Source organism: Pantoea eucalypti, assembly GCF_009646115.1.
In the GTDB taxonomy this organism is placed as follows: domain Bacteria; phylum Pseudomonadota; class Gammaproteobacteria; order Enterobacterales; family Enterobacteriaceae; genus Pantoea; species Pantoea eucalypti.
Map to the genome: position 1 here is coordinate 107,998 of NZ_CP045721.1, position 21,191 is coordinate 129,188.

Here is a 21,191-nt window from a genome sequence, read left to right on the forward strand (position 1 = left end):
AGCATTTTTGCAGTGGTGCTGCCGGTACGCGGGAATCTGATTTCAGATTTGGGCAGAGGCAATATCGCTCGCTGTGCCCCTGCGCCGGGCCTATCGCTCCTTAGTCTGATAATGCCGGCCGGTTCTTCCGCTCAGGCTTTTCAGCCTTTCATCGTGACGAACTCTTCGGCAGCGGTGGGATGAATTGCCACGGTATTGTCCAGATCTCGTTTGGTCGCGCCCATTTTGAGTGCCACAGCAAAGCCCTGAAGGATTTCGTCCATACCTTCTCCGATGCCGTGAATACCCACAACCTTCTCATCGGGCCCGGCGCACACCAGTTTCATCTTTGTCGCCTGACGGTGGGACGTTACTGCAGTGAACATCGCGGTAAATGACGCACTGTAAATTTTAACGTTCTGGTCGCCGAATTTTTCACGGGCCTGGGGTTCAGTAAGACCGACAGTGCCGACAGGTGGGTGGCTGAATACGACAGTGGGGACATTCTGGTAATCCAGATGCTCATCCGGCCTGTTGTTGATCAGGCGCTCAGCCAGGCGACGACCGGCGGCAACGGCAACCGGCGTGAGTTCAAGCTGACCGGTAATATCACCAACGGCATAGATGCCTTCCGCGGAGGTGTTCTGATATTTATCCACAGTGACGTAACCTTCGTCACTGAGCGCCACCCCTGCTGCCTGAATGTTTAAGCCGGATGTATTGGGTTTGCGGCCGGTTGCCCAGATCACGACATCCACTACAATTTTTTCTCCTGAAGCCGTGACCACCGCCACAGAACCATCCGGCTCTGCTGACAGTGACGTGGTAACGGCCTGACGGTGGAGGCGGAGCCCTGATTCATCCATCATGGCAGCCAGGGTATCCCCGAGCAGAGGATCAAAATGGCGCAGAGGTTTATCACCGCGAACCAGAAGATGTGTTTCCGTACCGAGAGAATGCAGCACGCCCGCGAGCTCAACGGCAATATAACCCGCGCCGATGACGGCTGCCCTACGGGGCTGTGCGCTCAGTTCAAAGAAACCATCCGAATCAATTCCCAGCTCTGCGCCGGATACAGAAGGACGAACGGGGTGCCCGCCGGTGGCGATAAGAATATGATCGGCCGTCAGCGTTTCGCCATTGACCTCAATACTGCGGGGGCCGGTAAAGCGGGCTGTTCCCTGAATGACTTCAACCGCGTTCCTGCTGAGCACCGCATCATAGGAACCGTGAATGCGCTCAATGTACTCACTGCGGTTTTTCACCAGCGTAGCCCAGTCAAATTCACACCCCGACACGCTGAAGCCATAGCCGGAACTGTAAGTGCGGATGGTTTCTGCTACCTGTGCGGCATACCACATCACTTTTTTTGGCACACATCCCACGTTTACGCAGGTTCCGCCGATGGGCCCCTTCTCAATAAGGGCACATTTTTTTCCATGCGCAGCCGCGCGATTAACGGAGGCGATTCCGGCGCTGCCGCCGCCAATTGCAATGTAATCAAAATGTCGGGTCATAGATATTCTCCAGCCAGCCTTCAGAAACGGGAAGCCGGCGCGTGCTGATTCACGCCCCCGGCCGTAGATATTCAGTTCTTTCTTACGAGTTTCTGCTGCACCTGCCTGACGCCCTCCAGAGAGGCCTCAACTGCACCTGCAAGGTATCCCGGAAACTGCGCTGACCATTCACTGCCTATTCCGCGCAGGCAGTCCGCCCACGCTCCGTGGTCAGGGTAAGCAGCTGGAACCGTATGTCCGGCCTGAATGAGTAAATCTTTTTCCGTGGCGGTAAAGGGGTCATCTGCCCAGTCCTTTAAGTATTCAGCAACGGGCTCCCCGGCTTTCTCTCCAAACAACCGGATGAGCTGCGCCCGGCATAACAACTTCAGGTTTTCCTCACTGGTAGTCCACCGTGACCGTGCCGGGATGCCGATAAAGCCGAAAAGGGCACTAACCCGGCCTGGAACGGAGGCATCATGGATCTCAGCCATGGGGCCGACGCCACTCCGGGCTTCACCTGACAGTCCTGCCTGTTGCCAGAAGTCATGCTCATAGATGGCCACATATTTGGCATGAGGGGCCATCCAGGTGCCGGTACCGGCCCACTCCCCGGTCAGCCGGGCAGGAAGTGCCGGAAGGTATTCGATACGGGCGGCGAGAGCAGGAGGCAAGGCCAGCAGAACGGCCTGCGCCGTAAACATACGACCGCGTTGGTCAGACGAAACGGTATGTACCTGAACCTTACCGACGGTCCGTTCAATGCGTATGACGCGGGCGTCGGTGACAACCTGTTCAGCTGCTATCCGCGCCTCCAGGCGCTCCGTGAGCTGGCGCATCCCGCCGGCGATCCGCATAGACGGAGGAGACGAAACATAGCCGGGATGACGGGAGGGGGACTGATGGTGAGCGCGTTCATAGAGCATGTCGCCGTCTTCAGCCTGTGGTATCAGCGCAATATCCAGCTCGGCCGTCAGGGCTGCCAGTTGGGGCTGAAAAGAGGGCCAGATCCAGGTTGCGCCAAGGTCAACCCGCCCTTCCGCTTCCGCCCCGCTTAGGGAGGGAGCCGGTCCGCCTGCGCAGGAAATGATCCTGCCTCCGGTCTGCGCCCGTGCTTCCAGTACCACATAGCTGATACCGGCCTTTTCAAGCTGGTAAGCGGCATAAAGTCCGCTGAGACCCGCGCCGATAATGGCGACCTGCACATGTTCATTCATGCCGGGAACCCGTCAGCGCCGCCTGACCCAGATGGCCGGTTTTAAGATAAATTAAGGTACTGGTCTCTCCAGATGTCAGGCAGGGAATGTCACCCGCGGGAAACCGTAGCCAGCTGCCGGCAGGCCATGCCTCTCCGTTTTCATAAAGGGTGCCGCTGAGCACGAGAATTTCCGCTCCCCTGTTCAGGGCATCCGGCAGGATCGGGCTGTGAGGGTGGAACCGGCGGAGCGTCGCCTTTTCATACGCATTGCTGAAAAGCAGGCATTCCTCGCCGTTAACCGCGTTATGCCAGTTATCACGGTCGTTCGTGTCCAGCCTTAAACGGGCATGCTCGCCCTGCTGCATCTGCCGCAGTTTCACAAAGATCGTGGCGCCACTGACACTTGACGGCCTGTGCGCAGAGTCAGGCGGATTCCGCATATACCAGCCAGCAGGATAGTGATCCTCACCCTCTGAAAATACGCCGGAAAGCACCAGAATTTCTTCTCCGTCCGGATGATGATGTTCAGGAAAATGAGAATCAGGCAGGTATTTAACGATGCTGGTTGCGCGCGCTTTTTCTGCGCCGGTCCGATCAAGCATGACACGATCGACTCCCGTCCGGGGGGAAGAGACCCAGTCATAATCTGCGGGTCTGACAGAAGCCCGGCGGGCGAAATCGTGATTAACTAACATTGTTTTATCCATTTCAGCACGACGGCGCTCAGCACGCGGGTGCGAGGCGCCGTCGTCAGTTGCTTACGGTTTTGGTAATGCATCAAACGCATCAAGCGCGTGTGCCGTATAGGTCAGAGCCGCACCGGTATTCAGTGAAATTGCGACGGCGAGGGCTTCGGCGATTTCTTCCCGGGTAGCGCCATGTTTCGCCGCCGCTTTAACATGAACGGACAGACATCCGTCACAGCGGGTAGTGATAGCCACGGCCAGCGCAATCAGCTCGTGCGTTTTCTTATCCAGATGCCCCATCGCCGACGCACCGGCATCCATTTTCATCAGGCCTTTCATGAACTCTGGCTGCAGTTTTGCATACTCGCCCACTACGCCAAGCAGTTCATCGCGATGGCCATTCCAGTCTAAAAGCATAATAATCTCCGGTAGTTATTGCAGAGTTAAGGCGAAGCGTTCGCCAACACGTCAGGCAACGGTGTAAATACGGACGTCCGGTGCGCTGTTAAGATAGGGTTTCAGCGCGGCTACCACGTCCTGTGTGAACAGCGGGGATGTCAGGTAGGCTTCCGCCTGAACTGCAGACGTAAAGCCATGTAAAACCTGAACATCTTTATCCCGCACGAGCAGTTCTTTGGACTCAGCACCGTCAATACTTTTCAGAAAAGACGCTTTATATTTCTGATAAATACCGGCGGCGGCTTCACGATGTTCTTCACTGATATTCAGCGTAATTTGCAGATAAGCCATACGGTACTCCTTGTCGGAAGTTGTGGCGGATCCGGTCTCCGTAACCTGGAGCCGGAATAAATTGATGCGACTTAACATTTTCAGGGAGGGATTTGTTCTGCCTCATCATGCATTACCCTGTCTCTGTTGCGCATTATGGGAAGGTTACCTAAGGTGGACAACCCAGATAATCTTGACTGTCGGAAAAGAATTTCTTTCTCATATCAAAATCTCTGTCCATCTCAATGCATTGCGTGCATACGAAGACAGCGCGCGCCACCAGAGTTTTTCAATGGCGGCTGAAGAATTACATGTCACGCCTGCAGAGCCGTCGGACAACTGGTCAGAACGCTCGAGGATACGGTGGGCTACCTTCTCTTTCAGAGGCACGGTAACCGTCGGGCGGGTCTGGTGCTTACTGAACCGGCATCCAGAGCCCTGCCTGACATACAGGCGGGGTTTGACAGACAGAGTCTGGGAATGACGCGTCTGCGGGAAGGCGCTACGGGCGGGACACTGAACATCACCCTGAGTCCTGCGCTTGCGGTGAATTGCTGCTGCCGCGCATCGAGGATCTTCAGAGTCGCTGGCCGGATATTGATATCCGGCTTCCGGCATTGAGTGTTCAGGACGATATCAGAAGCTGGCGGCGGGTGCGGTTGTGCCCGAACGTTTCTCTGCGTTCACCGCGGGCCTGGTATTTTGTCTGTCAATACGGTTGTGAAAATCTGCCCAGAATTGCACTTTTTTCGGCAGTGGATACGTGAGCAGGCCGCACAGTGAATTTTAACTGCTGATTTGACTGTCACTGACGTCCTGAACCAGCCAGTCGTGCAGTATTTTAACTTCAGGTCGCATCCTTGAATGCTCTGACATGACGAGATAATAAGACCACGTCAGGGGCCAGCGGTGCTCCGGGAAAAGCAATACCAGCTGGTTGGTATCGATCAGTTGTTGCACCAGTGCGCGCCGCACGACCGCCACGCCACGCCCGCTGAGGGCGGTCATGATCGCCGCTGCCGTTGAGTTGATGTGTAAAGTTGTGGTGCCTGCAGGTGGTGCCTTGAGCCGTTCGAAAATGGTATCCCATGAAGGAAATCCGGCACCTGGATGGGGGGTGTCATCCTGTATCCGTTTTTCACCGGCCAGCCACTGCGGCGAGGGACGGGCACCCGTTCCAAGAAGCCGCGGGCTACAGACGATGACGGCTTCCTCATCCATCAGCCAGGTTTTGCTGAGGCCTGCCCAGTCGCCAGGTCCGCACCTCACGCCAAGATCGGCCTCGCCATGAATCACGTCAGACAACCGTTCCGTAACGTCAAGACGGATATCAATGTTCTGATGTTGCTCTGAAAACCGGTTGAGGCGCTCCATTAGCCAGTTCATCAGCAGAACCTGGGAAGCCGTTAACAGGATCACCGAGCGCGCTCTGCGCCCGCGCAGCTTGTTCAGCCCTGACTCAAGCTCATCCAGGCCATGTGAGATGTCCTGCAGGGCATCCTGAGCCTCACTGACCAGCGTTAATCGTGTTTTTCCGCTGCGGGAACGCAACAACAGGGGATGTCCGACCCACTCTTCCAGTGCCCGGACCAGTTGCCCAACGGCTGCAGGCGTCACGCCCAGCTCGTCAGCCGCCCCTTTAAAACTTCCATGACGCGCGGTTGCTTCAAAGGCATGAAGCCATTTCAGTCTGTTAAGTGATCGCATAGGTTTCCTCCGGCCTCTATGCTGCCACACAGATTCCTGTCGAGATAGCTTTTCTTTCCCGTCGTGCAAGTTCTTATGCCTCGCTCGGCCCCTGGTCTCATGGCAATCTCTTTCTGGCAGGGAGATGACGGCCTTTTCCGTTACTCCATAAATTAATTTAAAGATTGAGGTATATGATGACAGCATTATTTTCAGGTAAAAAACTTCTGGTTGTTGGCGGTACAAGCGGCATGGGCTTTGAAACTGCGCGTCAGGTGCTCAGAAATGGTGGCAGCGTGGTCCTGGTAGGAAACCGTCAGGATAAAGCCGAGCAGGCACGCAGCACGCTGTCAGCTGAAGGTCAGGTCTCGATCATCGTCGCCGACCTCATGACGGAAGAAGGCATGCATCACGTGACTGACGTCATTAACCGCGAGCATAAAGACATCAGCCTGATGGTTAACGCTGCCGGCGTTTTCTTCCCGAAACCGTTCACCGAACATGAAGAGGCGGATTACGACATGTATATGTCCATTAACCGTGCGTCATTCTTCATTACCCGTGACGTGGTCCGCAATATGGTAAGCGAGAATATCAAAGGCTCTATCGTGAATATCGGTTCTATGTGGGCACAACAGGCTATCGGCGCAACGCCGTCATCTGCTTATTCAATGGCAAAGGCTGGCCTCCATGCGCTGACGAAAAACCTGGCCGTTGAACTGGGTGAAAAAGGGATCCGCGTGAATGCCGTTTCGCCAGCAGTGGTTCATACGCCTATCTATGAAGGCTTTATTCCAAAAGATGACGTTAAGGACGTCATGAACAGCTTTGACAGCTTCCATCCGATTGGTCGTGTCGGTACGACGCAGGACGTCGCTGAAGCCGTATGTTTCCTGCTGTCTGACAAAGCCGGCTGGGTCACGGGCGCCGTATGGGATGTTGACGGTGGCGTGATGGCTGGTCGCAACGCCTGATTTTACCCGGCCCGGACCCATGCGTCCGGGCCAGATAGGTTATTCACATGGACACATACACGAATAAGGCTGCACCGGTCCCGCGGCATCATCAGCCGGACGACAGTTCAGCTGAAAAGACTCCCGGACAGGCGGTTTTCAGCGTCAGTACCTGCTGGCAGGGTGGACTGCAAAGTGAGACGGTCTGTAATGCATCCATCGTAGATGGACAGACACTGAGCGGCACGGGGCACCGGATTCTTTCTGATGAACCTGAGCTGCTGGGCGGTAGCAGTTCAGCACCCGGCCCGCAGGAGCTGCTGCTGGCTGCTTTTAATGCCTGCCTCACCGCATCCTATGTGACGGCTGCGCGGGCTGAAAACGTATATATCGACAGGCTGCCGGCAAACCATAAGCCCAGAGTGGGGCGTTGCCAAAAGTGAGCACGTTACGGGTCACCCATATCACGCCGAGCAGTCCCGTGAGTAGCCCAAGCCAGACCCGGGTGGCTAACCGTTCCCCCAAAAATGCTGTCGCCAGCAGCGCCATTCCCAACGGAAGCAGGTCAGCACACAGGGCTGCGAGTCCCGCCGGGACACCTAATGCAATCCCCTGGGTCACACCGATCATGTATCCGACCATGGCCAGCAGGCCGATTCCGGCATTTATCATTAGTACTCTGGAAGGTATTTTTAACAGGGGTCGGAACACGAAGGGTAAGAGGAGCAGCGTTAACAAAACATAGCGCCAGAACACGACCAGTAATGCTGGGGCGTAATTAATCGAAAAGCGTGCGCCGATGAAGCCTGAACTCCAGGAAAACAGTAAAGCTACCTCAAGCAGCGGCAAAGGAATGGTATAAAGCCAGTTAAGGCTTAACGATTTTTTTCTTTGAAATTGATTTATTTTGCTCATTCCAAAAAGGTAATAGATGGGTGTAATCTGGTAAATCAAAATGATATGTACAACTGGTTTAAAGAAGGTAAACATTGACCACAACGCTTTCTATCGAGCTACTTCGCACTTTTCATGCTGTCGTACGAACAGGAAAATTCAGCGCTGCAGCTAAACTCCTCCATAAGAGTCCTGCGGCAGTGAGCATTCACATTCAGCGTCTGGAGGTCGTTGCAGGTGGGCAGTTACTGCAACGCGATAATCAGTCCGTAATGCTGACTGCACTAGGGAAAAAGCTTCTGCGCTCAACAGCAGAGCTCCTGCGCTCGCACGATCAGATACTGGCTGACCTTCATGGGGCGAATCTCACCGGGCGAATCATCCTTGGCATGCCTGATGAGTATGCTGCTCAGGTTATCCGGGAGATACTTCCTCCATTTAGTGCGGCGTGGCCGAACGTTGTAATGGAGTTGAAAATGGGGCCCAGTAACGAGCTTGAAGAGTGGATAGATCGAGGAAAACTGGATGCGGCAGTGGTCGTCCAGCCTAAAGAAAAAACCAGTCCCGATGCGCAGTTGTTAATGTCAACCACGCCCGTCTGGGTAGGTCCTCTGAACAATACTGTGGCGCTTGAAACCCCCCTGCCTCTGGCTGTCTACGCAGCGCCATGTATTTATCGTAAGGCTATTACCGCCTCGCTCAAAGCTTCAGGTCGACGTTCGCGCATCGTGCTGGAGAGCCATTCAAGTAAGGCGGTCCAGGCATGTGTCGAAGCAGGACTGGCCGTAAGTTTAATGGATCGGGGAAAGGTATCAGGCCACATGGTTATTCTTGAGAATATGCCTACTATTCCTGACCATAATATCGTGTTCATACGAAGCGCCCAATCATATGGGGACGAAGCTGTAGATCTGCTTTCAAAAGCGCTTCATCAATCATTCCGGCTTTAAATGGCTAATAAGATGACTGCAATCAGATGTTCTTATCTCATCATTACTGTGTGAAAGGTTTCCTTGTAAAAAGCACTCCTGTTTCTTTTACCCAGTTATCGATTAGTCTTTGGCAAATATCGCTGATATGTCCCTGTAACATAAAAATGCTCTGTTATGTTGGATTTTATACATAAGTAATGTCCGCTCCTGAAATAAGGCTGCAGTTGCAGCCCTCGCAAGTCAGACTTTAATCGACGCAGATACCTCCAGAACATCAATTTCCGCAGGCTGCATCAGAAACTTTCAGCAACGGTCCCTGCCATCATCATTAATCGTCCGCCGGTCCGAGCCATGACATAACCTGTCAGCGGCGAAACCAGCCCCATGACCAGCATGGCAACGGTAAGGCCAGAGAAAGTCACCACCGGAGACCAGCCCGTCTCTGCCATGATGGCGGTTCCGAAAACGCCGGGCATGTAGAACGTAATTCCCCAGTTGATAAGCTGTGCCATACCAACGCAGAAAATATTGCGCCCGGTCAGATGTCCGTCTGTCATCAATTGCTCTCCGCAGGCGTGGCGTCGCCCTGTCCGAGCGTGCGCTGCAGAATGACCGTATCGAGCCAGCGCCCATGCTTAAATCCTACCGACCGGAGTGTGCCGGTGATGCTGAAGCCTGCGGCACTATGCAGAGCAAGAGAGCCCCTGTTTTCGCTATTTCCCACCACGGCTACGAGCTGGCGAAAGCCACGGGCTTCTGCCCAGGCTATCGCATGGGATAACAACATTTTACCGGTGCCTCGTCCCTGATAATTGACATCCATATAGACGGAATCTTCCAGGGTAAAACGGTAGGCGCGACGTTCCCTGTAAAAGGAGAGGTAGCAATACCCCCGGACCTGTCCGTCCTCAACCGCCACAAACCAGGGCAGTCCTGCTGAACGCACCTTTTCCAGTCGGGCTGCTATTTCAGCTGCATCCGGCGGTTCGGTTTCAAAAGTAGCGGTGCCCTGTAATACGTGGTAAGCATAAATCTGCTGGATAGCAGGAATATGTTTTTTATCTGCTTCTGTTATTTCCATCGGTAAGGCTCTTTTTCTTCTGAGAAACAAAGACTAACCCGGGTAAATAATTTCAGTCAGACTGCGGGACTTATCAGCGGTATAAGGAAAACTTTGACATGGCAAACCTGAACCTGGATCACCTTACGACTTTCAGGATGGTCATCAGCCGGGGCAGTTTCTCTGGCGCAGCAGACGCTCTCGGACTCTCACAACCTGCTGTCAGCCTGCAGATAAGACAGCTGGAGCAGACACTCCAGGTCCGCCTGATTGAGCGAACCAGCCGGGGAATAAGACCCACTCCAGCGGGGCTGACTTTTTCTGAGCACTGTATAAAAATTGATTCAGTAATCAATACAGCCATTGAGTCAGTGTCTCTGCACTCAGACGACATAACCGGCACCGTTACTGTCGGCATGGGGGCAACGGCCTGTATTCATCTTCTGCCTCCCGTACTGCAGCAGCTGCGACAGGCACATCCTCTGCTAAAAGTAGACGTCCGCACGGGCAATACTTCCGATATTGTCCGGAGCGTGGAGGAGAATCGTATAGATATTGGGCTTGTAACACTTCCAGCTAACGGCAAATGCCTGAGAGTAAGCCCGCTGGGCACTGATGAGTTTGTTGTGATCATGGAAAAGGATGCACCAGATCAGAGCGTGAAACCGCTGTCTCCCGATGCCCTTTTGTCACTGCCGCTGATTGTTTTTGAACCTGGGAGCGGGACACGCGCCTTGATCGACGAATGGTTTCATAATGCCGGGCTAACTGTCAGCCCCATGATGGAGCTTGGCAGTATTGAGGCCATTAAAAAGATGGTACGTTGCGGCCTGGGCTACAGCATCGTTCCCCGTATGTCTGTTGCAAATATTGATGAAAGGCAGGGTCTGAGTCTTTACTCTGTGACGCCCTCGCTTCATCGAACTCTGGGGACAGTAATGCGAGAGGATCGGATTGTCAGCAGGGGCATGAGTGTCATACTGAAAAGACTACAGGCTGGTTTTGCAAAAGATGAAATCAGCTAAGTATTCCCCGATAAAGTTTTCTGGCAGCGGCTGGTTTGCTCCAGACAATATCCCTGCAGCTTAAGCCACCGGTGGCCTCTTCCGGCACACCGCGGCGGTCAGAATAGATCTCCCGCCACCTTAAGCTCTCCGGCATACCGGGACGTTGGCCTGATTACGCTAACTGGCAGACAGCTTAACTTCGCCGAACCGCCAGAAGCGGCGTTTCGGGTCTTTTGGCCTGGGTCTGTTAGAAAGTAAGTAGTGACATTCGATATGTAACGAAGGATGGCGTTTGCATCACGTGCGGGAACAATGTCGGGTAAGGGCGAAATGCAGTCTTTTGCTAATTACTCAGCAACAGAGTTGGTATGCTTTGGCTTTCCTCTAAATGAAACTCTCACAGCGGGACGGATATCATGAAGCAGGTCAGAATCTATACACTCAAAGACAGACAGTCAGCAGAAATTTATTTTCACAGACACTGGCCCCGACACATGGTCTCTCTTCCGGCCTTTGGTATATATGTCAATCATGTTTATCTGGGGAAAGAATGTCAGGTCATTGCAACAGTGACGTATCAGGAAGGGGCCGAAATAGAAGCCTTAAATCAGAAATATATGACCAGCAAGGAGTTCATGTCTGACATGGACGGCTTTGATATGTCTTCAATCCTTCGCGTGGATGAAATCAGCATTAAAGAATCGCTTTTCTGACTTCGTAACGTTCTGAACCAGCACGAGTGTTCCGGTCTCAGTCATTTAAATTAATACGCAGCCACCAACCAGCCCTTAAGGCGTGGCTCAGATACAAAGCATTTTACCGGTCCGCTTACGGTATCAAGCGGACTGACGTCAGGCTAAGGTCTGCTATTAACGATGTTCAGGCATCACCGATGTAAGGGCCTTACCTGTCGGTAACACGTTTATACAAAAATCTGGCGACCCGGCCTGGAATGCGTCCAGCCAGGCTTGCCCCAGTCTTGTGCGTTTCTCAATCTTATCCCACTGGCGTGAAGTGATGTCAGCCATACGCTTTTGAGTGGCGTTAGCCTTTCCATTACCCGAAGCGTTATATTGCGCAATGCAAGTTCAGTATCAAGGTTGGAAAACGCTTTCAAGTCAGTTGGGATAACATTATTTTGAGATACCCACATACCGACCTCTCCTGTTGGTTCAAAGCCATCTACTGGCAATTCATATCTGTAAATTTTCCCGCTTTGAAAACGTGATAGCCATGCATGTTCAATACAGGCAATCGCCGTGGCCTGGGAGTCACTGCCCATCCATTTTTCAATGTCCACTCTGTTTGTGTCAGGTCGTGGCCAGTAAATGATACGTGGGCACTCACGAGGGAAAAGATAAAGTAATTCATGCGCTTCATCCGTAGCCCATATCAGTGAGCCGTTTAACCACTCCTGCCCGGCAGGTCGATCAACATGAACCCTTAACTGGCGAGGTTTAAATAGAGTAATATCAGAATTATCACTGAAATGAAAAAGACGCATTAAGACTCCGTTTAAAATGAATCGAGCACGCCAAACTACTAATATTGAATAAATAAAGTTTCGTCTTTATGAATGATTTCTTAAATTAATTTTTCAGGCAGGCAGATATTGATCATCTTTGAAACTGGATGTGTGAAGCGTCCATTTCTGGCACATAACTGCTGATGCATAATGAGGTTTGTAATAAAAATGCCCCTCTGTACATAAAGTCACCCTGGATGGGGGCTGGTCAGATGAGAATGAGAAGCACGTCAGGAGATTGTCATGTAAAAATTTCAAGGAGGCAGGAGAGACGATTATAGTTATCCGAGACGAGGAAAAACATGAGTTAGCCTCATGACGATCAGGCAATTCTGCCCTTTAAAAGATAACTACTCATGTTTATAATCCGTCATTGAAGACAGCCGTCTGAAGTGTTCTCTCAGGATATCTGTTAACTCAAAAATACACTCGAGATGTGTGCTGCCCTCAACAATTCGCCTGGTTAAATGCGGATTGCCGCAGCTCCTGAAAAACTCATCCATTCTGCTTACATCAAACAGTTCGTCATGCTCAGCAAGCATGATTGTTAGTGGAATCGAAATCGCTTTGAGTTGCCTTGCTGGATTACGAGGGGTAAGGGCATTAGCCATATTAACGCTATAAGTCTGAACGAAGTCCGGCCTCGAATTGAGCACCTCACAGGGAAATTTAAGCCTTACTCCCGTAGAATGACCACAAAGAAAACCTCCACTCATTGCATTGATTATGAAGCTCCAACGGTTTATCGATGCAAAGGTAATGGAAGAATCCCGGTTCAGATTCGGGGGTGAAAAAGGGCCTAACGCTGGGGCTAGCAAAATCAGGCTTTCAACTTTCCGCGATAGAGAATATTGCGTAAAGTAGTTGATCAGCATGCCACCGCCACTGGAATGACCAAGCAAATGAACCCTGGCATCATTAAAAGAAGCGCGAGCATAATCGATGACTTCATCAACATCCTGCCAGATTTGCTCAGGGCTTGAAGCATCCCCTCGGATCCCAGTTGAGCGACCGTGCCCACGGAGATCAATGAGATAAACATAGACGGATAGAGCGGAGCTCAACTGTCTTGCAAGAATGTCGTAACCAGCATCAGAGTTTACACCACCACCGTGATATACGATGAGAACCTCATCCACGATCGTTTTTGGCTCATATTCCCTTATATATAATCCATTGAGTTGCCTTTCGATGACTTTAGCAGGAGGAAGTAACTGAGCATTGAGCTGTTCAAAGCGCTCAATAAAACGGGCGAAATCAATCACGTTTGAATTCCTTATTAACAAGATTCACTGCCTGTGAAGTTCTAACATCAAGCATGCACATTGTACTGTATGTGAGGGAAAGCTTTTATCATAAGCGTTCTTTGACGCTCCCCTACTGAGCCTCATGGAGCATTTCTGCGGACTGACGTCAGGCTGACGTCTGCGAGGAGCGAGCATTGTTTATACGTATGCCTTAGAATCAGAGGCTCGGCTACATTACGTGCATAATTGATATGCTATCGGAACAGGAAAATCACGGAAAAACTCATGGACAACACTTCGCTGGTTACACTCTTAAAATTTAAACGCTGGATTGATGCTGAAACGCTAAAGGTGATTAAAGGCATCAGTGAATCTGCCTATGCAGAAAAGCGTCATCTGATGCTTAGACTGATGAACCATATTTATGTGGTTGATATGATCTTTAGAGCAAATATTTCGGGGCATAAGCATGGCTACACTGCCCTCAACACCCCTGAAACACCCTCAGCAGATGAACTTGAAGTTAAAATGAACGACTGTATAAACTGGTATATCCAGCGCGTAAGTTCGATGTCTCCTGCCGATTTAAAAGAAACAATTAAGTTCAGCTTTGTCGATGGTAGTGAAGGAGAAATGACTGCTGCAGATATGATAAATCACATGCTCTTTCATGGTTCTTACCATCGCGGGGCGGTGGGCTGGTTAATTTCTGAGTGCAAGGGTACTCCGCCAAAAGATGTGCTGACAGTTTTCCTGAGAGATCATAATCACTGACAGATATTTTCTTCAGCTCTTTAACGATCTGGCGATTTCGATGGCCGCTTTGGCAGGAAGCCAGCCTTAATAACAATAATTTTTGGGTAAAGACGTTAGAAACAATGCTTAGAGTTTTCTCAACATTATGGCGGAATTGCCAGCATACAATCTGTTCAACAGCACAGACTTTATACCCACACTGCCTGTGCGAATCGCCGTCCCACAGCAAATGTTGATTATTAGATCGTTGATCTGGTACTCACATAACGTCTTCGCTGAGACCGGAGATCCAAACTGAGCGGGAAGCGGACATCACCAAATTTTTGTGTTACTTGTGTGCGTATTCATTTCAGCCAGCAACCAGCGCTCAAAACTGTTTAGAGCTGGCTCACTTATATGCGTGTCCGTGGGTTTTATTAAACAGAATCTTTTGCTCAGGCTATCTGATGCAGGCCACGGTGAAACAAGTGTGCCGCAACTTAATTCATTCTCAATATACATACGAGGAACTAATGCGACTCCCTGCCCCGCCATTACGGCCGCGATGGCCATTTCATGCAGATCGTACCGCGCCCCCTGCGCCGGGTTATCAAGCTCTATTCCACTCTCCTGCGCATAGCGATGCCATGCATCAGGATTCTGCCGCCGATGAATGCGCGGAAGTTTATTTAATTGCTGATTGACGTCATCATCAGTTAACAAAGCAGGATGGCAGACAGGCAGCAGATTTTCCTGAAACAGAAATTGCACACGCATACCTGCCCACGCGGAATGCTCAAAATGAATCACCGCATCATAACCACTGCCAGGCAAAATAAAAGGATCCGTTCTGGCGGCAATATTTAACGTTATTGCCGGAAACAATGCGTTGAAGCTGTTCAAACGGGGAATAAGCCAGCGGCTGGCAAAGGTCGGCAGGACGGCGATATCAAGGCTTTGACTGCCTTGTGGCAGGCCCAATATGTATTGCGTATCTCTTTCAAGGCGCTCAAGGATTTCACGCACGTGATGCGCGTAGCGCGCGCCGACCGGATTAAGTTTTACCCGGCTTCCCACACGGTCAAACAGTTTACAGTTCAGCAACGCTTCCAGGCGCGCAATCTGACGGCTAATCGCCCCTTCTGTTAAGGATAACTCTTCTGACGCCCGGGCAAAGTTTCCGTGTCGCGCTGCAGCATCAAAAGCCTGAAGCGACGCACTACTGGGTATTTTTCTGCGCATATAAAAGCTCTTTGCTCTTGCCTTTAGTGACTAAATATCACTGACACATGACATATTATCGATTTTAAGCGATTAAACCAGCTTGTAGCATGATGAAAAATCATTGAGCAAACCTGTTTGCTTGCGTTGATAACTCATGTGGAGATGGGCTGATGTTCTATACCGTAGAGTGTTCATATAACGATGCTGAAAGCGAGGCTGACTGGAATGCGTTTTACAGCCAACAAAAGTTACCCGCATTAATCTCTGTTACTGGCTTTACTACCTCTCAACGTTTTCGTGCTCTCAAATCTGGCTGCCCTGCTTATCTTGCTATTCACACCGTCAATGATGCGGAGGTGCTCAGCAGTGAGGAGTACCGTTTAAAAGGAGGCGGTAATTTCTCCCGCTGGCAGGCCTTCATTACTGACTGGCATCGTAACCTGTATGCCGGCGAAGGCCTGATCCCAGGGCTCTCTGCCGATGAGATTCTGCTTATCAGCACTAAGACAATTGACGTCCTGGAGACCGAGCTGGGCTATCACGGACTTGAAATGGATGCGGTGGCGCTGGATAAATCACCTTTACATCGCGTTATCTATGCCCTGCCTTATGAAATTGCTTCGCCCTTCATGGATATGCCCGGAGTGTACCTCTACGAGTCCCTTATTCCGCAATTGCAGAGCACTGAAAAAGGGATGCGATAACATCATGCCTAATCTGACTTTTTATTTTTCTGAAAACCACGCTGACCGGTTCAAAAATCTCTGCGATTTTACCGACGCATGCAGCGCCCTCTGCTGTGACATCCTCGGCGCAGACCGCGAAAATGTGCATATCATTTTTATTGTTGTAAAACCGGGCTGTGGGCAGCCGGTGTACGCCGAGCTCTTTTATCGGCTGACAACATTGAGAACCCCTGAAGTGATGGAGAATTTTATGCGAGAACTGGATGTTGTCACCCAACACACCTCTGGTCTGACGGCCCGAATACGCTGCTTTGGCTCACAAGCAGAACACCTTTTCGCCCGCAACTGACCCCGAGGTCGTGATGATCAATCCTTTTCCGTTCCGCCAGGTTGGCGATTTTCAGATAACCGCGCTAAGTGACGGCACGATAAATGCCAGTCTGGAGCTGCTATCAGGTATTGAAAACGCTGATGCGGACGCTATTCAGTACCGTGCCGGAATCGATAAACCCGGTGATATCCATATTAACTGTTACCTTATTCGCGGCCGTGGACGGGTGATGCTGGTTGATGCTGGCCCCGGCGCGCCGGGACACCTTATGGCAAATCTTGCTGCATTGGGCGTCCGCCCTGATGACGTGGATACCGTTTTATTAACGCACTGCCATCCGGATCATATTGGAGGCCTGCTCGATGCTGAAAAAGAGCCGGTTTTTAAATGCGCTGAAATTATTCTGCACCCTCTCGAAGCGCAGTACTGGCGGGATGATAAAAAACGCGAAATGGCGAATGAGCGCGGGCAGCGTAATTTTTTGCTGGTACGGCAAACCTTAAATGTTTATGCCCCAAACATCCGCTTTTTCAACGGTGGGAAAATAGCCGAAGAGATTCTTCCAGTATTTTTACCAGGCCACACGCCTGGGCATACCGGTTTTCGCATCGATTCCGGGAATGAGAGATTATTAATATGGGGTGATATTGTCCACTACCCGCATATTCAGTCAGCACAACCGGCTGTTTCAATTTTATTCGACGTCGATCCTGCTCAGGCCGGGGAGACACGTAAAAAAATAATGGAACAAGCGGTCAGCGAGAAACTGCTCATTGCAGGCATGCATTTAAATCAGGCAGGATTTGCCCGTGTTCACAGGGATGGGAGTACATACCGCATCTTCTATTCAGATGAATAAGCAGATATGCCTGAGGAGCACACCCATGTTTAAGACCGTTCAATATCATCAATGTCCGCTTCTGGCACAGGGTAGGTCGCCCCCAAAAGTTTCTCCAAAATAAAAAGTGACCTTATTCACATAAAGTCACTTCAGATAGATTTTAGCCTGATGAGAACGGGAAGCCTGCACTCAAATCAGTGCCTTACTCCTTTCTTCGTGGTCAGCATCTTACCCAGCCCGGCCGCCTTCGCGAAGTGTAAGACGTGCCAGCTGCCGGGATTTTCGCCCCGCTACCACCATCGCCACAACAAACACCAGCGCAAACAACACAACGATCGTTGGCGCTGGGGCGCTGTCGATAAAGAACGAGAGGTAAACCCCACTCAGCGACACCAACACCGAAACCACGACCGCCACCAGTAACGCATGCGAAAAACGACGGGTGAGAAGCACCGCAATAGCGCCAGGTGCTATCAGCAGAGAAATTGACAGGATAATCCCCACCGCTTTCAGCGTCGCCACAATGGTCAATGAAACCATGCAGAGCAGCCCGTAATGCAGCCAGCGCGCCGGTAAGCCAGAGACCTGAGCCTGCTGCGGGTCGAAGCTGAACAACATGAAGTCACGCCACTTCACCGCAATCACCATTACGATGACCGCTGCGATAACAAATGTCTGAAAAATATCCGCGCCAGTAATGCCCAGCATGTCCCCAAACAGAATGTGATCGAGATGCACTTCAGGTTTCACGGCGATATACAGGATTAGCCCCACAGCGAACATGCCAGAGAAGACGATGCCCAGCACCGTATCCTGTTTGATACGGCTGTTGTCCTGCAAAAAACCGCTGGCGACAGCGCAGAAGAGACCCGCGACGAACGCGCCCACCCCCAGCGGCAGCCCCACCATCCAGGCGAGCACAATGCCGGGAAACACCGCATGGCTCATGGCATCGCCCATCAACGCCCAGCCTTTCAGCACCAGAAATACTGACAGCAACGAACAGGGGATGGCTACCACCAGCGCGATGAGTAACGCACTGTTCATAAAAGCGAACTGGAAAGGTTCTAAAATCCACATCAGCCAGGCTCCTCATCAGGTTGCTGGCAGCTGCGACGCCGGTTAGCCAGCAAGCCATGTTTCGGCGCAAACACAAACGCCAGCAGGAACAGCAACGTCTGCGCCACCACAATGATGCCGCCCGTTGCGCCATCTAAGTAGTAACTCACCCATGCACCGAGGAAACTGGTGATGCTGCCAATCGCGACGGCAATCATCAGCAGACGCGGAAAGCGATCGGTGAGCAGCCACGCCGTTGCGCCCGGTGTTACCACCAGACAGATCACCAGGAACGCGCCGACCGTTTGCAGCGCCGCCACGGTTGAGACTGCCAGCAGCGTAAAAAACAGAACTTTCAGGCGTTCAGGCCGTAATCCGATGGCGCGTGCGTGATTTTCATCAAAAAAGGTGACCATCAGGTCTTTCCACTTAAACAGCAGTATGATGATCGACAGTCCGCCAATCAGCGCCAGCTGAAGGATATCCGCGGGCGCAATCGCCAGAATATTGCCCAGCACAATTGTCTGAATGTTCACGGCTGTCGGATTGAGCGACACCATAAACAGCCCGAGACCAAAGAATGAAGAGAAGATGAGACCGATGATCGCATCTTCTTTTAATCGGGTGCGCTGATTAAGCAGCAGCATGCTGCCCGCCGCCAGACCACCTGAGAGAAATGCCCCCAGCGCAAACGGCAGCCCCAGCATGTAAGCGCCTGCAACACCCGGCACGATAGAGTGAGAAAGGGCATCACCAATCAGCGACCAGCCTTTCAGCATGAGGTAGCAGGAGAGAAATGCGCAGAGTCCGCCAACCATAGCGGAGACCCACATCGCGTTGAGCATGTAGTGATAGCCAAAAGGCTCCAGTAGCAGTTCCATGGTCAGTTCCCATCTTCACGTGTCGTGCGAGGCGCAATAAAAGGCCGTTCGTCATCAGTGATGATCTGATCGTCCAGCCCTTTCACCATGACATGACGCAGTACGCCGCTGAATGCGCGCTCAAGGTTTGCGGCAGTAAAGGTGGTCCGGGTCGGGCCGCTGGCCAGAACAGTGCCTTTAACCATGACGGTGTAATCGCAGAACTCGGTAACGGACCCCAGATTATGTGTGGAAACCAGCATGGTCTTGCCTTCATCGCGCAACTCACCCAGCAGACTGATGATTCTGGCCTCTGTCTGAACGTCCACGCCGGTAAACGGCTCATCCAGCAGGATAACGCTGCCCTGCTGGGCAATGGCGCGTGCCAGGAATACCCTTTTCTTTTGCCCGCCAGAAAGCTCACCGATCTGACGATGGCGGTAGTCAAGCATATCGACCCGCGCCAGCGCCTCGCTGACAATCTGCTGGTCGTGCGGTTTAGGCCGGCGTAGCAGGCCCATATGACCGTAGCGCCCCATCATGACGACATCCTCAACCAGCACCGGAAAAGACCAATCCACGTCTTCCGACTGTGGCACATAGGCTACAAGACTTTTGCGCAGTGCCTGGCGCGTCGGCATACCCAGCACCGAGATGCTGCCGCTGGCAAGCCGGACAAAACCCATCAGCGCTTTAAACAACGTTGACTTACCTGAGCCATTCACGCCTACCAATGCCGCAATCGATCCGCCGGGTACGCGGAAACTGGCGCCATGCAATGCGGTGTGACCGTTACGATAGGTCACGGTGACATCAGAAACCACGATGGTATCGGTCATTTTGCTCTCTCCCCCGCTTTAATGCCCTTGACCAGTGTCTCTGTGGTGACGCTAAGCAGATCAAGATAAGTCGGCACCGGTCCCTGAGCGGTGCTCAGTGAGTCAACGTAGAGCACGCCACCGTAATACGCACCGGTTTCCCTGGCGACCTGTCGGGCGGGCTTATCCGATACCGTGCTTTCGCTGAACACCGCCGGAATTGCATTTTTTTTCACCTGATCAATGACGTTTCTTACCTGTTGCGGCGTGCCTTGCTGGTCAGCATTAACAGGCCAGAGATAGAGTTCTTTCATACCCAGATCACGTGCCAGATAGGAAAAAGCGCCTTCGCTGGTGACCATCCAGCGCTTATCCGCTGGAATCCCGGCAATCTGTTGCCGTAATGGATCCAGCGCTGCGGTGATTTTTTGCTTATAGGCTGCTGCGTTCTGACGATAGATATCCCCATTAGCGGGGTCATATTTCATCAGTGCGTCGCGAATGTTATCGACATAGATCAGTGCATTGTCCGGGGACATCCACGCGTGAGGATTTGGTTTTCCGTTGTAGGGCCCCTCGCTAATTCCCATTGGTTCTACACCAGCAGAGACCACGACTTCCGGAACACCATCCAGATGCTGGTAGAAGCGCTGAAACCAGCGTTCGAGATTCAGCCCATTTGCCATGATGAGCTGCGCACCCTGGGCACGCTTAATATCGCCGGGCGTAGGCTGATATTCATGTATCTCAGCACCCGGTTTAGTAATGGAAGTGACTTCAGCAGCCTCGCCCGCCACGTTTTTCGCCATGTCAGCAATGACCGTAAACGTTGTCACAACCTTAAATTTTTCTGCTGCATTACAACTGGCAGCCGTCACCAGAGTCAGCAGAGCACTCAGTAACAAGGTGGCTATTGGTTTTACTGTCGTCATCAGAGCGGTCTCCAGAGTTGATTAAGAAAAGAGCATAATTAGCATAGGCTATTCTTTATAGCACAGGCTATACCGTTGAGGTAGCGCGTGGATGTGAAGTTTCTTCAGTTGTGAAGCCTGGATGTCAATTTCTGTAAGAAGTTGCTTTATTTTATTGATATACAATAATTTTTTTATTTCATGAACGCGTGCACAGTGAATTTATCTGGCGACTCTCTTCTTTTTCACGCCAGCAAAAATAAATGCAGAAGCGATTAACGTGTCAGGATAAAAGCAATCACCCTGCGCATTTAACAGAGGCAGGTGTATTAGC

General features: G+C 51.7%; 23 protein-coding genes and 2 pseudogenes. 9 read left to right on the forward strand and 16 right to left on the reverse strand.

Annotated features, from left to right (window positions below; genetic code table 11):
* Positions 1–140 precede the first annotated feature (140 nt).
* The 5 genes from gorA to EE896_RS19335 form a co-directional block, all read right to left on the reverse strand.
* Positions 141–1,496: a glutathione-disulfide reductase gene (gene gorA / locus EE896_RS19315; RefSeq protein ID WP_140915904.1), complete on the reverse strand. Its 1,356-nt coding sequence runs from the start codon at positions 1,494–1,496 to the stop codon at positions 141–143.
* A 71-nt stretch (positions 1,497–1,567) separates the two neighbouring features.
* The gene (locus tag EE896_RS19320; protein WP_039661645.1) at positions 1,568–2,692 is read right to left on the reverse strand and encodes a flavin monoamine oxidase family protein; all 1,125 of its coding nucleotides are present in this window, start codon (positions 2,690–2,692) and stop codon (positions 1,568–1,570) included.
* Positions 2,685–3,368 carry a cupin domain-containing protein gene (locus EE896_RS19325; RefSeq protein WP_140915905.1) on the reverse strand — a complete coding sequence of 228 codons (684 nt, stop codon included), beginning with the start codon at positions 3,366–3,368 and terminating at the stop codon, positions 2,685–2,687. The genes EE896_RS19320 and EE896_RS19325 overlap by 8 nt, the downstream gene beginning before the upstream one ends.
* 63 nt (positions 3,369–3,431) lie before the next feature.
* A complete protein-coding gene (locus tag EE896_RS19330; RefSeq protein WP_039661650.1) occupies positions 3,432–3,776 on the reverse strand; it encodes a carboxymuconolactone decarboxylase family protein in 345 nt (114 codons plus the stop codon).
* A 51-nt stretch (positions 3,777–3,827) separates the two neighbouring features.
* Entirely contained in the window at positions 3,828–4,109 is a 282-nt protein-coding gene (locus tag EE896_RS19335) for a hypothetical protein (RefSeq protein WP_039661652.1), read from the reverse strand.
* 202 nt (positions 4,110–4,311) lie between these two features.
* On the opposite strand from EE896_RS19335, the pseudogene EE896_RS22695 reads away from it, so the two are divergent.
* Positions 4,312–4,699: pseudogene (locus EE896_RS22695) on the forward strand (LysR family transcriptional regulator); the annotation flags it as partial.
* Between the two features lie 175 nt (positions 4,700–4,874).
* Here EE896_RS22695 and EE896_RS19340 read toward each other — a convergent pair.
* Complete coding sequence (locus tag EE896_RS19340) at positions 4,875–5,795, reverse strand: LysR substrate-binding domain-containing protein (RefSeq protein ID WP_110411896.1); 921 nt, start codon at positions 5,793–5,795, stop codon at positions 4,875–4,877.
* A 176-nt stretch (positions 5,796–5,971) separates the two neighbouring features.
* Between EE896_RS19340 and EE896_RS19345 the strand changes: the two genes are divergently transcribed.
* Positions 5,972–6,748, forward strand: coding sequence for an SDR family NAD(P)-dependent oxidoreductase (locus EE896_RS19345; protein WP_039661665.1), 777 nt, complete (start codon positions 5,972–5,974; stop codon positions 6,746–6,748).
* A gap of 381 nt (positions 6,749–7,129) precedes the next feature.
* On the opposite strand, the pseudogene EE896_RS19350 reads toward EE896_RS19345, so the two are convergent.
* Positions 7,130–7,642, reverse strand: a pseudogene (locus EE896_RS19350) (EamA family transporter); the annotation flags it as partial.
* 74 nt (positions 7,643–7,716) lie between these two features.
* Here EE896_RS19350 and EE896_RS19355 point away from each other — a divergent pair.
* Complete coding sequence (locus EE896_RS19355) at positions 7,717–8,571, forward strand: LysR family transcriptional regulator (protein WP_105099592.1); 855 nt, start codon at positions 7,717–7,719, stop codon at positions 8,569–8,571.
* Between the two features lie 275 nt (positions 8,572–8,846).
* Here EE896_RS19355 and EE896_RS19360 read toward each other — a convergent pair whose 3' ends face one another.
* Both EE896_RS19360 and EE896_RS19365 read right to left on the reverse strand, forming a co-directional pair.
* Positions 8,847–9,110, reverse strand: coding sequence for a hypothetical protein (locus EE896_RS19360; protein ID WP_008924505.1), 264 nt, complete (start codon positions 9,108–9,110; stop codon positions 8,847–8,849).
* On the reverse strand, positions 9,110–9,634 hold the full coding sequence (locus tag EE896_RS19365; RefSeq protein ID WP_110411883.1) for a GNAT family N-acetyltransferase: 525 nt from the start codon (positions 9,632–9,634) through the stop codon (positions 9,110–9,112). Before EE896_RS19365 ends, EE896_RS19360 begins: the two co-directional genes overlap by 1 nt.
* Before the next feature lie 98 nt (positions 9,635–9,732).
* Between EE896_RS19365 and EE896_RS19370 the strand changes: the two genes are divergently transcribed.
* Together EE896_RS19370 and EE896_RS19375 are read left to right on the forward strand one after the other, a co-directional pair.
* A complete protein-coding gene (locus tag EE896_RS19370; protein WP_105099594.1) occupies positions 9,733–10,638 on the forward strand; it encodes a LysR family transcriptional regulator in 906 nt (301 codons plus the stop codon).
* A gap of 398 nt (positions 10,639–11,036) precedes the next feature.
* Positions 11,037–11,333, forward strand: coding sequence for a hypothetical protein (locus EE896_RS19375; RefSeq protein ID WP_008924502.1), 297 nt, complete (start codon positions 11,037–11,039; stop codon positions 11,331–11,333).
* Between the two features lie 209 nt (positions 11,334–11,542).
* On the opposite strand, the gene EE896_RS19380 is transcribed toward EE896_RS19375, so the two are convergent.
* Positions 11,543–12,124 carry a DUF6886 family protein gene (locus EE896_RS19380; protein ID WP_140915906.1) on the reverse strand — a complete coding sequence of 194 codons (582 nt, stop codon included), beginning with the start codon at positions 12,122–12,124 and terminating at the stop codon, positions 11,543–11,545.
* A 371-nt stretch (positions 12,125–12,495) separates the two neighbouring features.
* Entirely contained in the window at positions 12,496–13,410 is a 915-nt protein-coding gene (locus EE896_RS19385) for an alpha/beta hydrolase (protein WP_110411882.1), read from the reverse strand.
* A gap of 267 nt (positions 13,411–13,677) precedes the next feature.
* On the opposite strand from EE896_RS19385, the gene EE896_RS19390 reads away from it, so the two are divergent.
* The gene (locus EE896_RS19390) at positions 13,678–14,166 is read left to right on the forward strand and encodes a DinB family protein (RefSeq protein ID WP_003854327.1); all 489 of its coding nucleotides are present in this window, start codon (positions 13,678–13,680) and stop codon (positions 14,164–14,166) included.
* Positions 14,167–14,460: 294 nt separating this feature from the next.
* On the opposite strand, the gene EE896_RS19395 is transcribed toward EE896_RS19390, so the two are convergent.
* On the reverse strand, positions 14,461–15,369 hold the full coding sequence (locus EE896_RS19395; RefSeq protein WP_003854328.1) for a LysR substrate-binding domain-containing protein: 909 nt from the start codon (positions 15,367–15,369) through the stop codon (positions 14,461–14,463).
* 152 nt (positions 15,370–15,521) lie between these two features.
* On the opposite strand from EE896_RS19395, the gene EE896_RS19400 reads away from it, so the two are divergent.
* The 3 genes from EE896_RS19400 to EE896_RS19410 are packed head-to-tail and all read left to right on the forward strand — an operon-like array spanning position 15,522 to position 17,227.
* Positions 15,522–16,055, forward strand: a complete 534-nt coding sequence (locus tag EE896_RS19400) for a hypothetical protein (protein ID WP_003854331.1) — start codon at positions 15,522–15,524, stop codon at positions 16,053–16,055.
* A 4-nt stretch (positions 16,056–16,059) separates the two neighbouring features.
* Positions 16,060–16,386 carry a hypothetical protein gene (locus EE896_RS19405; RefSeq protein WP_039661712.1) on the forward strand — a complete coding sequence of 109 codons (327 nt, stop codon included), beginning with the start codon at positions 16,060–16,062 and terminating at the stop codon, positions 16,384–16,386.
* 13 nt (positions 16,387–16,399) lie between these two features.
* Positions 16,400–17,227, forward strand: a complete 828-nt coding sequence (locus tag EE896_RS19410) for an MBL fold metallo-hydrolase (RefSeq protein WP_039661714.1) — start codon at positions 16,400–16,402, stop codon at positions 17,225–17,227.
* 210 nt (positions 17,228–17,437) lie between these two features.
* Here the strand turns inward: EE896_RS19410 and EE896_RS19415 are convergent, their stop codons facing one another.
* The 4 genes from EE896_RS19415 to EE896_RS19430 are packed head-to-tail and all read right to left on the reverse strand — an operon-like array spanning position 17,438 to position 20,878.
* A complete protein-coding gene (locus EE896_RS19415; protein WP_003854336.1) occupies positions 17,438–18,289 on the reverse strand; it encodes a metal ABC transporter permease in 852 nt (283 codons plus the stop codon).
* Positions 18,289–19,149 (reverse strand): iron/manganese ABC transporter permease subunit SitC, encoded by an 861-nt coding sequence (sitC, locus tag EE896_RS19420; RefSeq protein WP_008924495.1) that lies wholly within the window; start codon positions 19,147–19,149, stop codon positions 18,289–18,291. Before sitC ends, EE896_RS19415 begins: the two co-directional genes overlap by 1 nt.
* A gap of 2 nt (positions 19,150–19,151) precedes the next feature.
* A complete protein-coding gene (locus EE896_RS19425; protein ID WP_008924494.1) occupies positions 19,152–19,967 on the reverse strand; it encodes a manganese/iron ABC transporter ATP-binding protein in 816 nt (271 codons plus the stop codon).
* Positions 19,964–20,878 carry a metal ABC transporter substrate-binding protein gene (locus EE896_RS19430; RefSeq protein WP_039661716.1) on the reverse strand — a complete coding sequence of 305 codons (915 nt, stop codon included), beginning with the start codon at positions 20,876–20,878 and terminating at the stop codon, positions 19,964–19,966. The genes EE896_RS19425 and EE896_RS19430 overlap by 4 nt, the downstream gene beginning before the upstream one ends.
* Between the last annotated feature and the right edge of the window lie 313 nt (positions 20,879–21,191).

What these genes read in the sequence shown, in the direction of transcription:
- EE896_RS19360 (WP_008924505.1), bottom strand. Translation starts at nt 9,110, where the DNA reads ATGACAGACGGACATCTGACCGGGCGCAATATTTTCTGCGTTGGTATG.
- EE896_RS19405 (WP_039661712.1), top strand. Translation starts at nt 16,060, where the DNA reads ATGCCTAATCTGACTTTTTATTTTTCTGAAAACCACGCTGACCGGTTC.
- EE896_RS19415 (WP_003854336.1), bottom strand. Translation starts at nt 18,289, where the DNA reads ATGTGGATTTTAGAACCTTTCCAGTTCGCTTTTATGAACAGTGCGTTA.
- EE896_RS19340 (WP_110411896.1), bottom strand. Translation starts at nt 5,795, where the DNA reads ATGCGATCACTTAACAGACTGAAATGGCTTCATGCCTTTGAAGCAACC.
- EE896_RS19380 (WP_140915906.1), bottom strand. Translation starts at nt 12,124, where the DNA reads ATGCGTCTTTTTCATTTCAGTGATAATTCTGATATTACTCTATTTAAA.
- gorA (WP_140915904.1), bottom strand. Translation starts at nt 1,496, where the DNA reads ATGACCCGACATTTTGATTACATTGCAATTGGCGGCGGCAGCGCCGGA.
- EE896_RS19430 (WP_039661716.1), bottom strand. Translation starts at nt 20,878, where the DNA reads ATGACGACAGTAAAACCAATAGCCACCTTGTTACTGAGTGCTCTGCTG.
- EE896_RS19325 (WP_140915905.1), bottom strand. Translation starts at nt 3,368, where the DNA reads ATGTTAGTTAATCACGATTTCGCCCGCCGGGCTTCTGTCAGACCCGCA.
- sitC (WP_008924495.1), bottom strand. Translation starts at nt 19,149, where the DNA reads ATGGAACTGCTACTGGAGCCTTTTGGCTATCACTACATGCTCAACGCG.
- EE896_RS19395 (WP_003854328.1), bottom strand. Translation starts at nt 15,369, where the DNA reads ATGCGCAGAAAAATACCCAGTAGTGCGTCGCTTCAGGCTTTTGATGCT.
- EE896_RS19400 (WP_003854331.1), top strand. Translation starts at nt 15,522, where the DNA reads ATGTTCTATACCGTAGAGTGTTCATATAACGATGCTGAAAGCGAGGCT.
- EE896_RS19410 (WP_039661714.1), top strand. Translation starts at nt 16,400, where the DNA reads ATGATCAATCCTTTTCCGTTCCGCCAGGTTGGCGATTTTCAGATAACC.
- EE896_RS19335 (WP_039661652.1), bottom strand. Translation starts at nt 4,109, where the DNA reads ATGGCTTATCTGCAAATTACGCTGAATATCAGTGAAGAACATCGTGAA.
- EE896_RS19390 (WP_003854327.1), top strand. Translation starts at nt 13,678, where the DNA reads ATGGACAACACTTCGCTGGTTACACTCTTAAAATTTAAACGCTGGATT.
- EE896_RS19345 (WP_039661665.1), top strand. Translation starts at nt 5,972, where the DNA reads ATGACAGCATTATTTTCAGGTAAAAAACTTCTGGTTGTTGGCGGTACA.
- EE896_RS19330 (WP_039661650.1), bottom strand. Translation starts at nt 3,776, where the DNA reads ATGCTTTTAGACTGGAATGGCCATCGCGATGAACTGCTTGGCGTAGTG.
- EE896_RS19425 (WP_008924494.1), bottom strand. Translation starts at nt 19,967, where the DNA reads ATGACCGATACCATCGTGGTTTCTGATGTCACCGTGACCTATCGTAAC.
- EE896_RS19320 (WP_039661645.1), bottom strand. Translation starts at nt 2,692, where the DNA reads ATGAATGAACATGTGCAGGTCGCCATTATCGGCGCGGGTCTCAGCGGA.
- EE896_RS19375 (WP_008924502.1), top strand. Translation starts at nt 11,037, where the DNA reads ATGAAGCAGGTCAGAATCTATACACTCAAAGACAGACAGTCAGCAGAA.
- EE896_RS19370 (WP_105099594.1), top strand. Translation starts at nt 9,733, where the DNA reads ATGGCAAACCTGAACCTGGATCACCTTACGACTTTCAGGATGGTCATC.
- EE896_RS19365 (WP_110411883.1), bottom strand. Translation starts at nt 9,634, where the DNA reads ATGGAAATAACAGAAGCAGATAAAAAACATATTCCTGCTATCCAGCAG.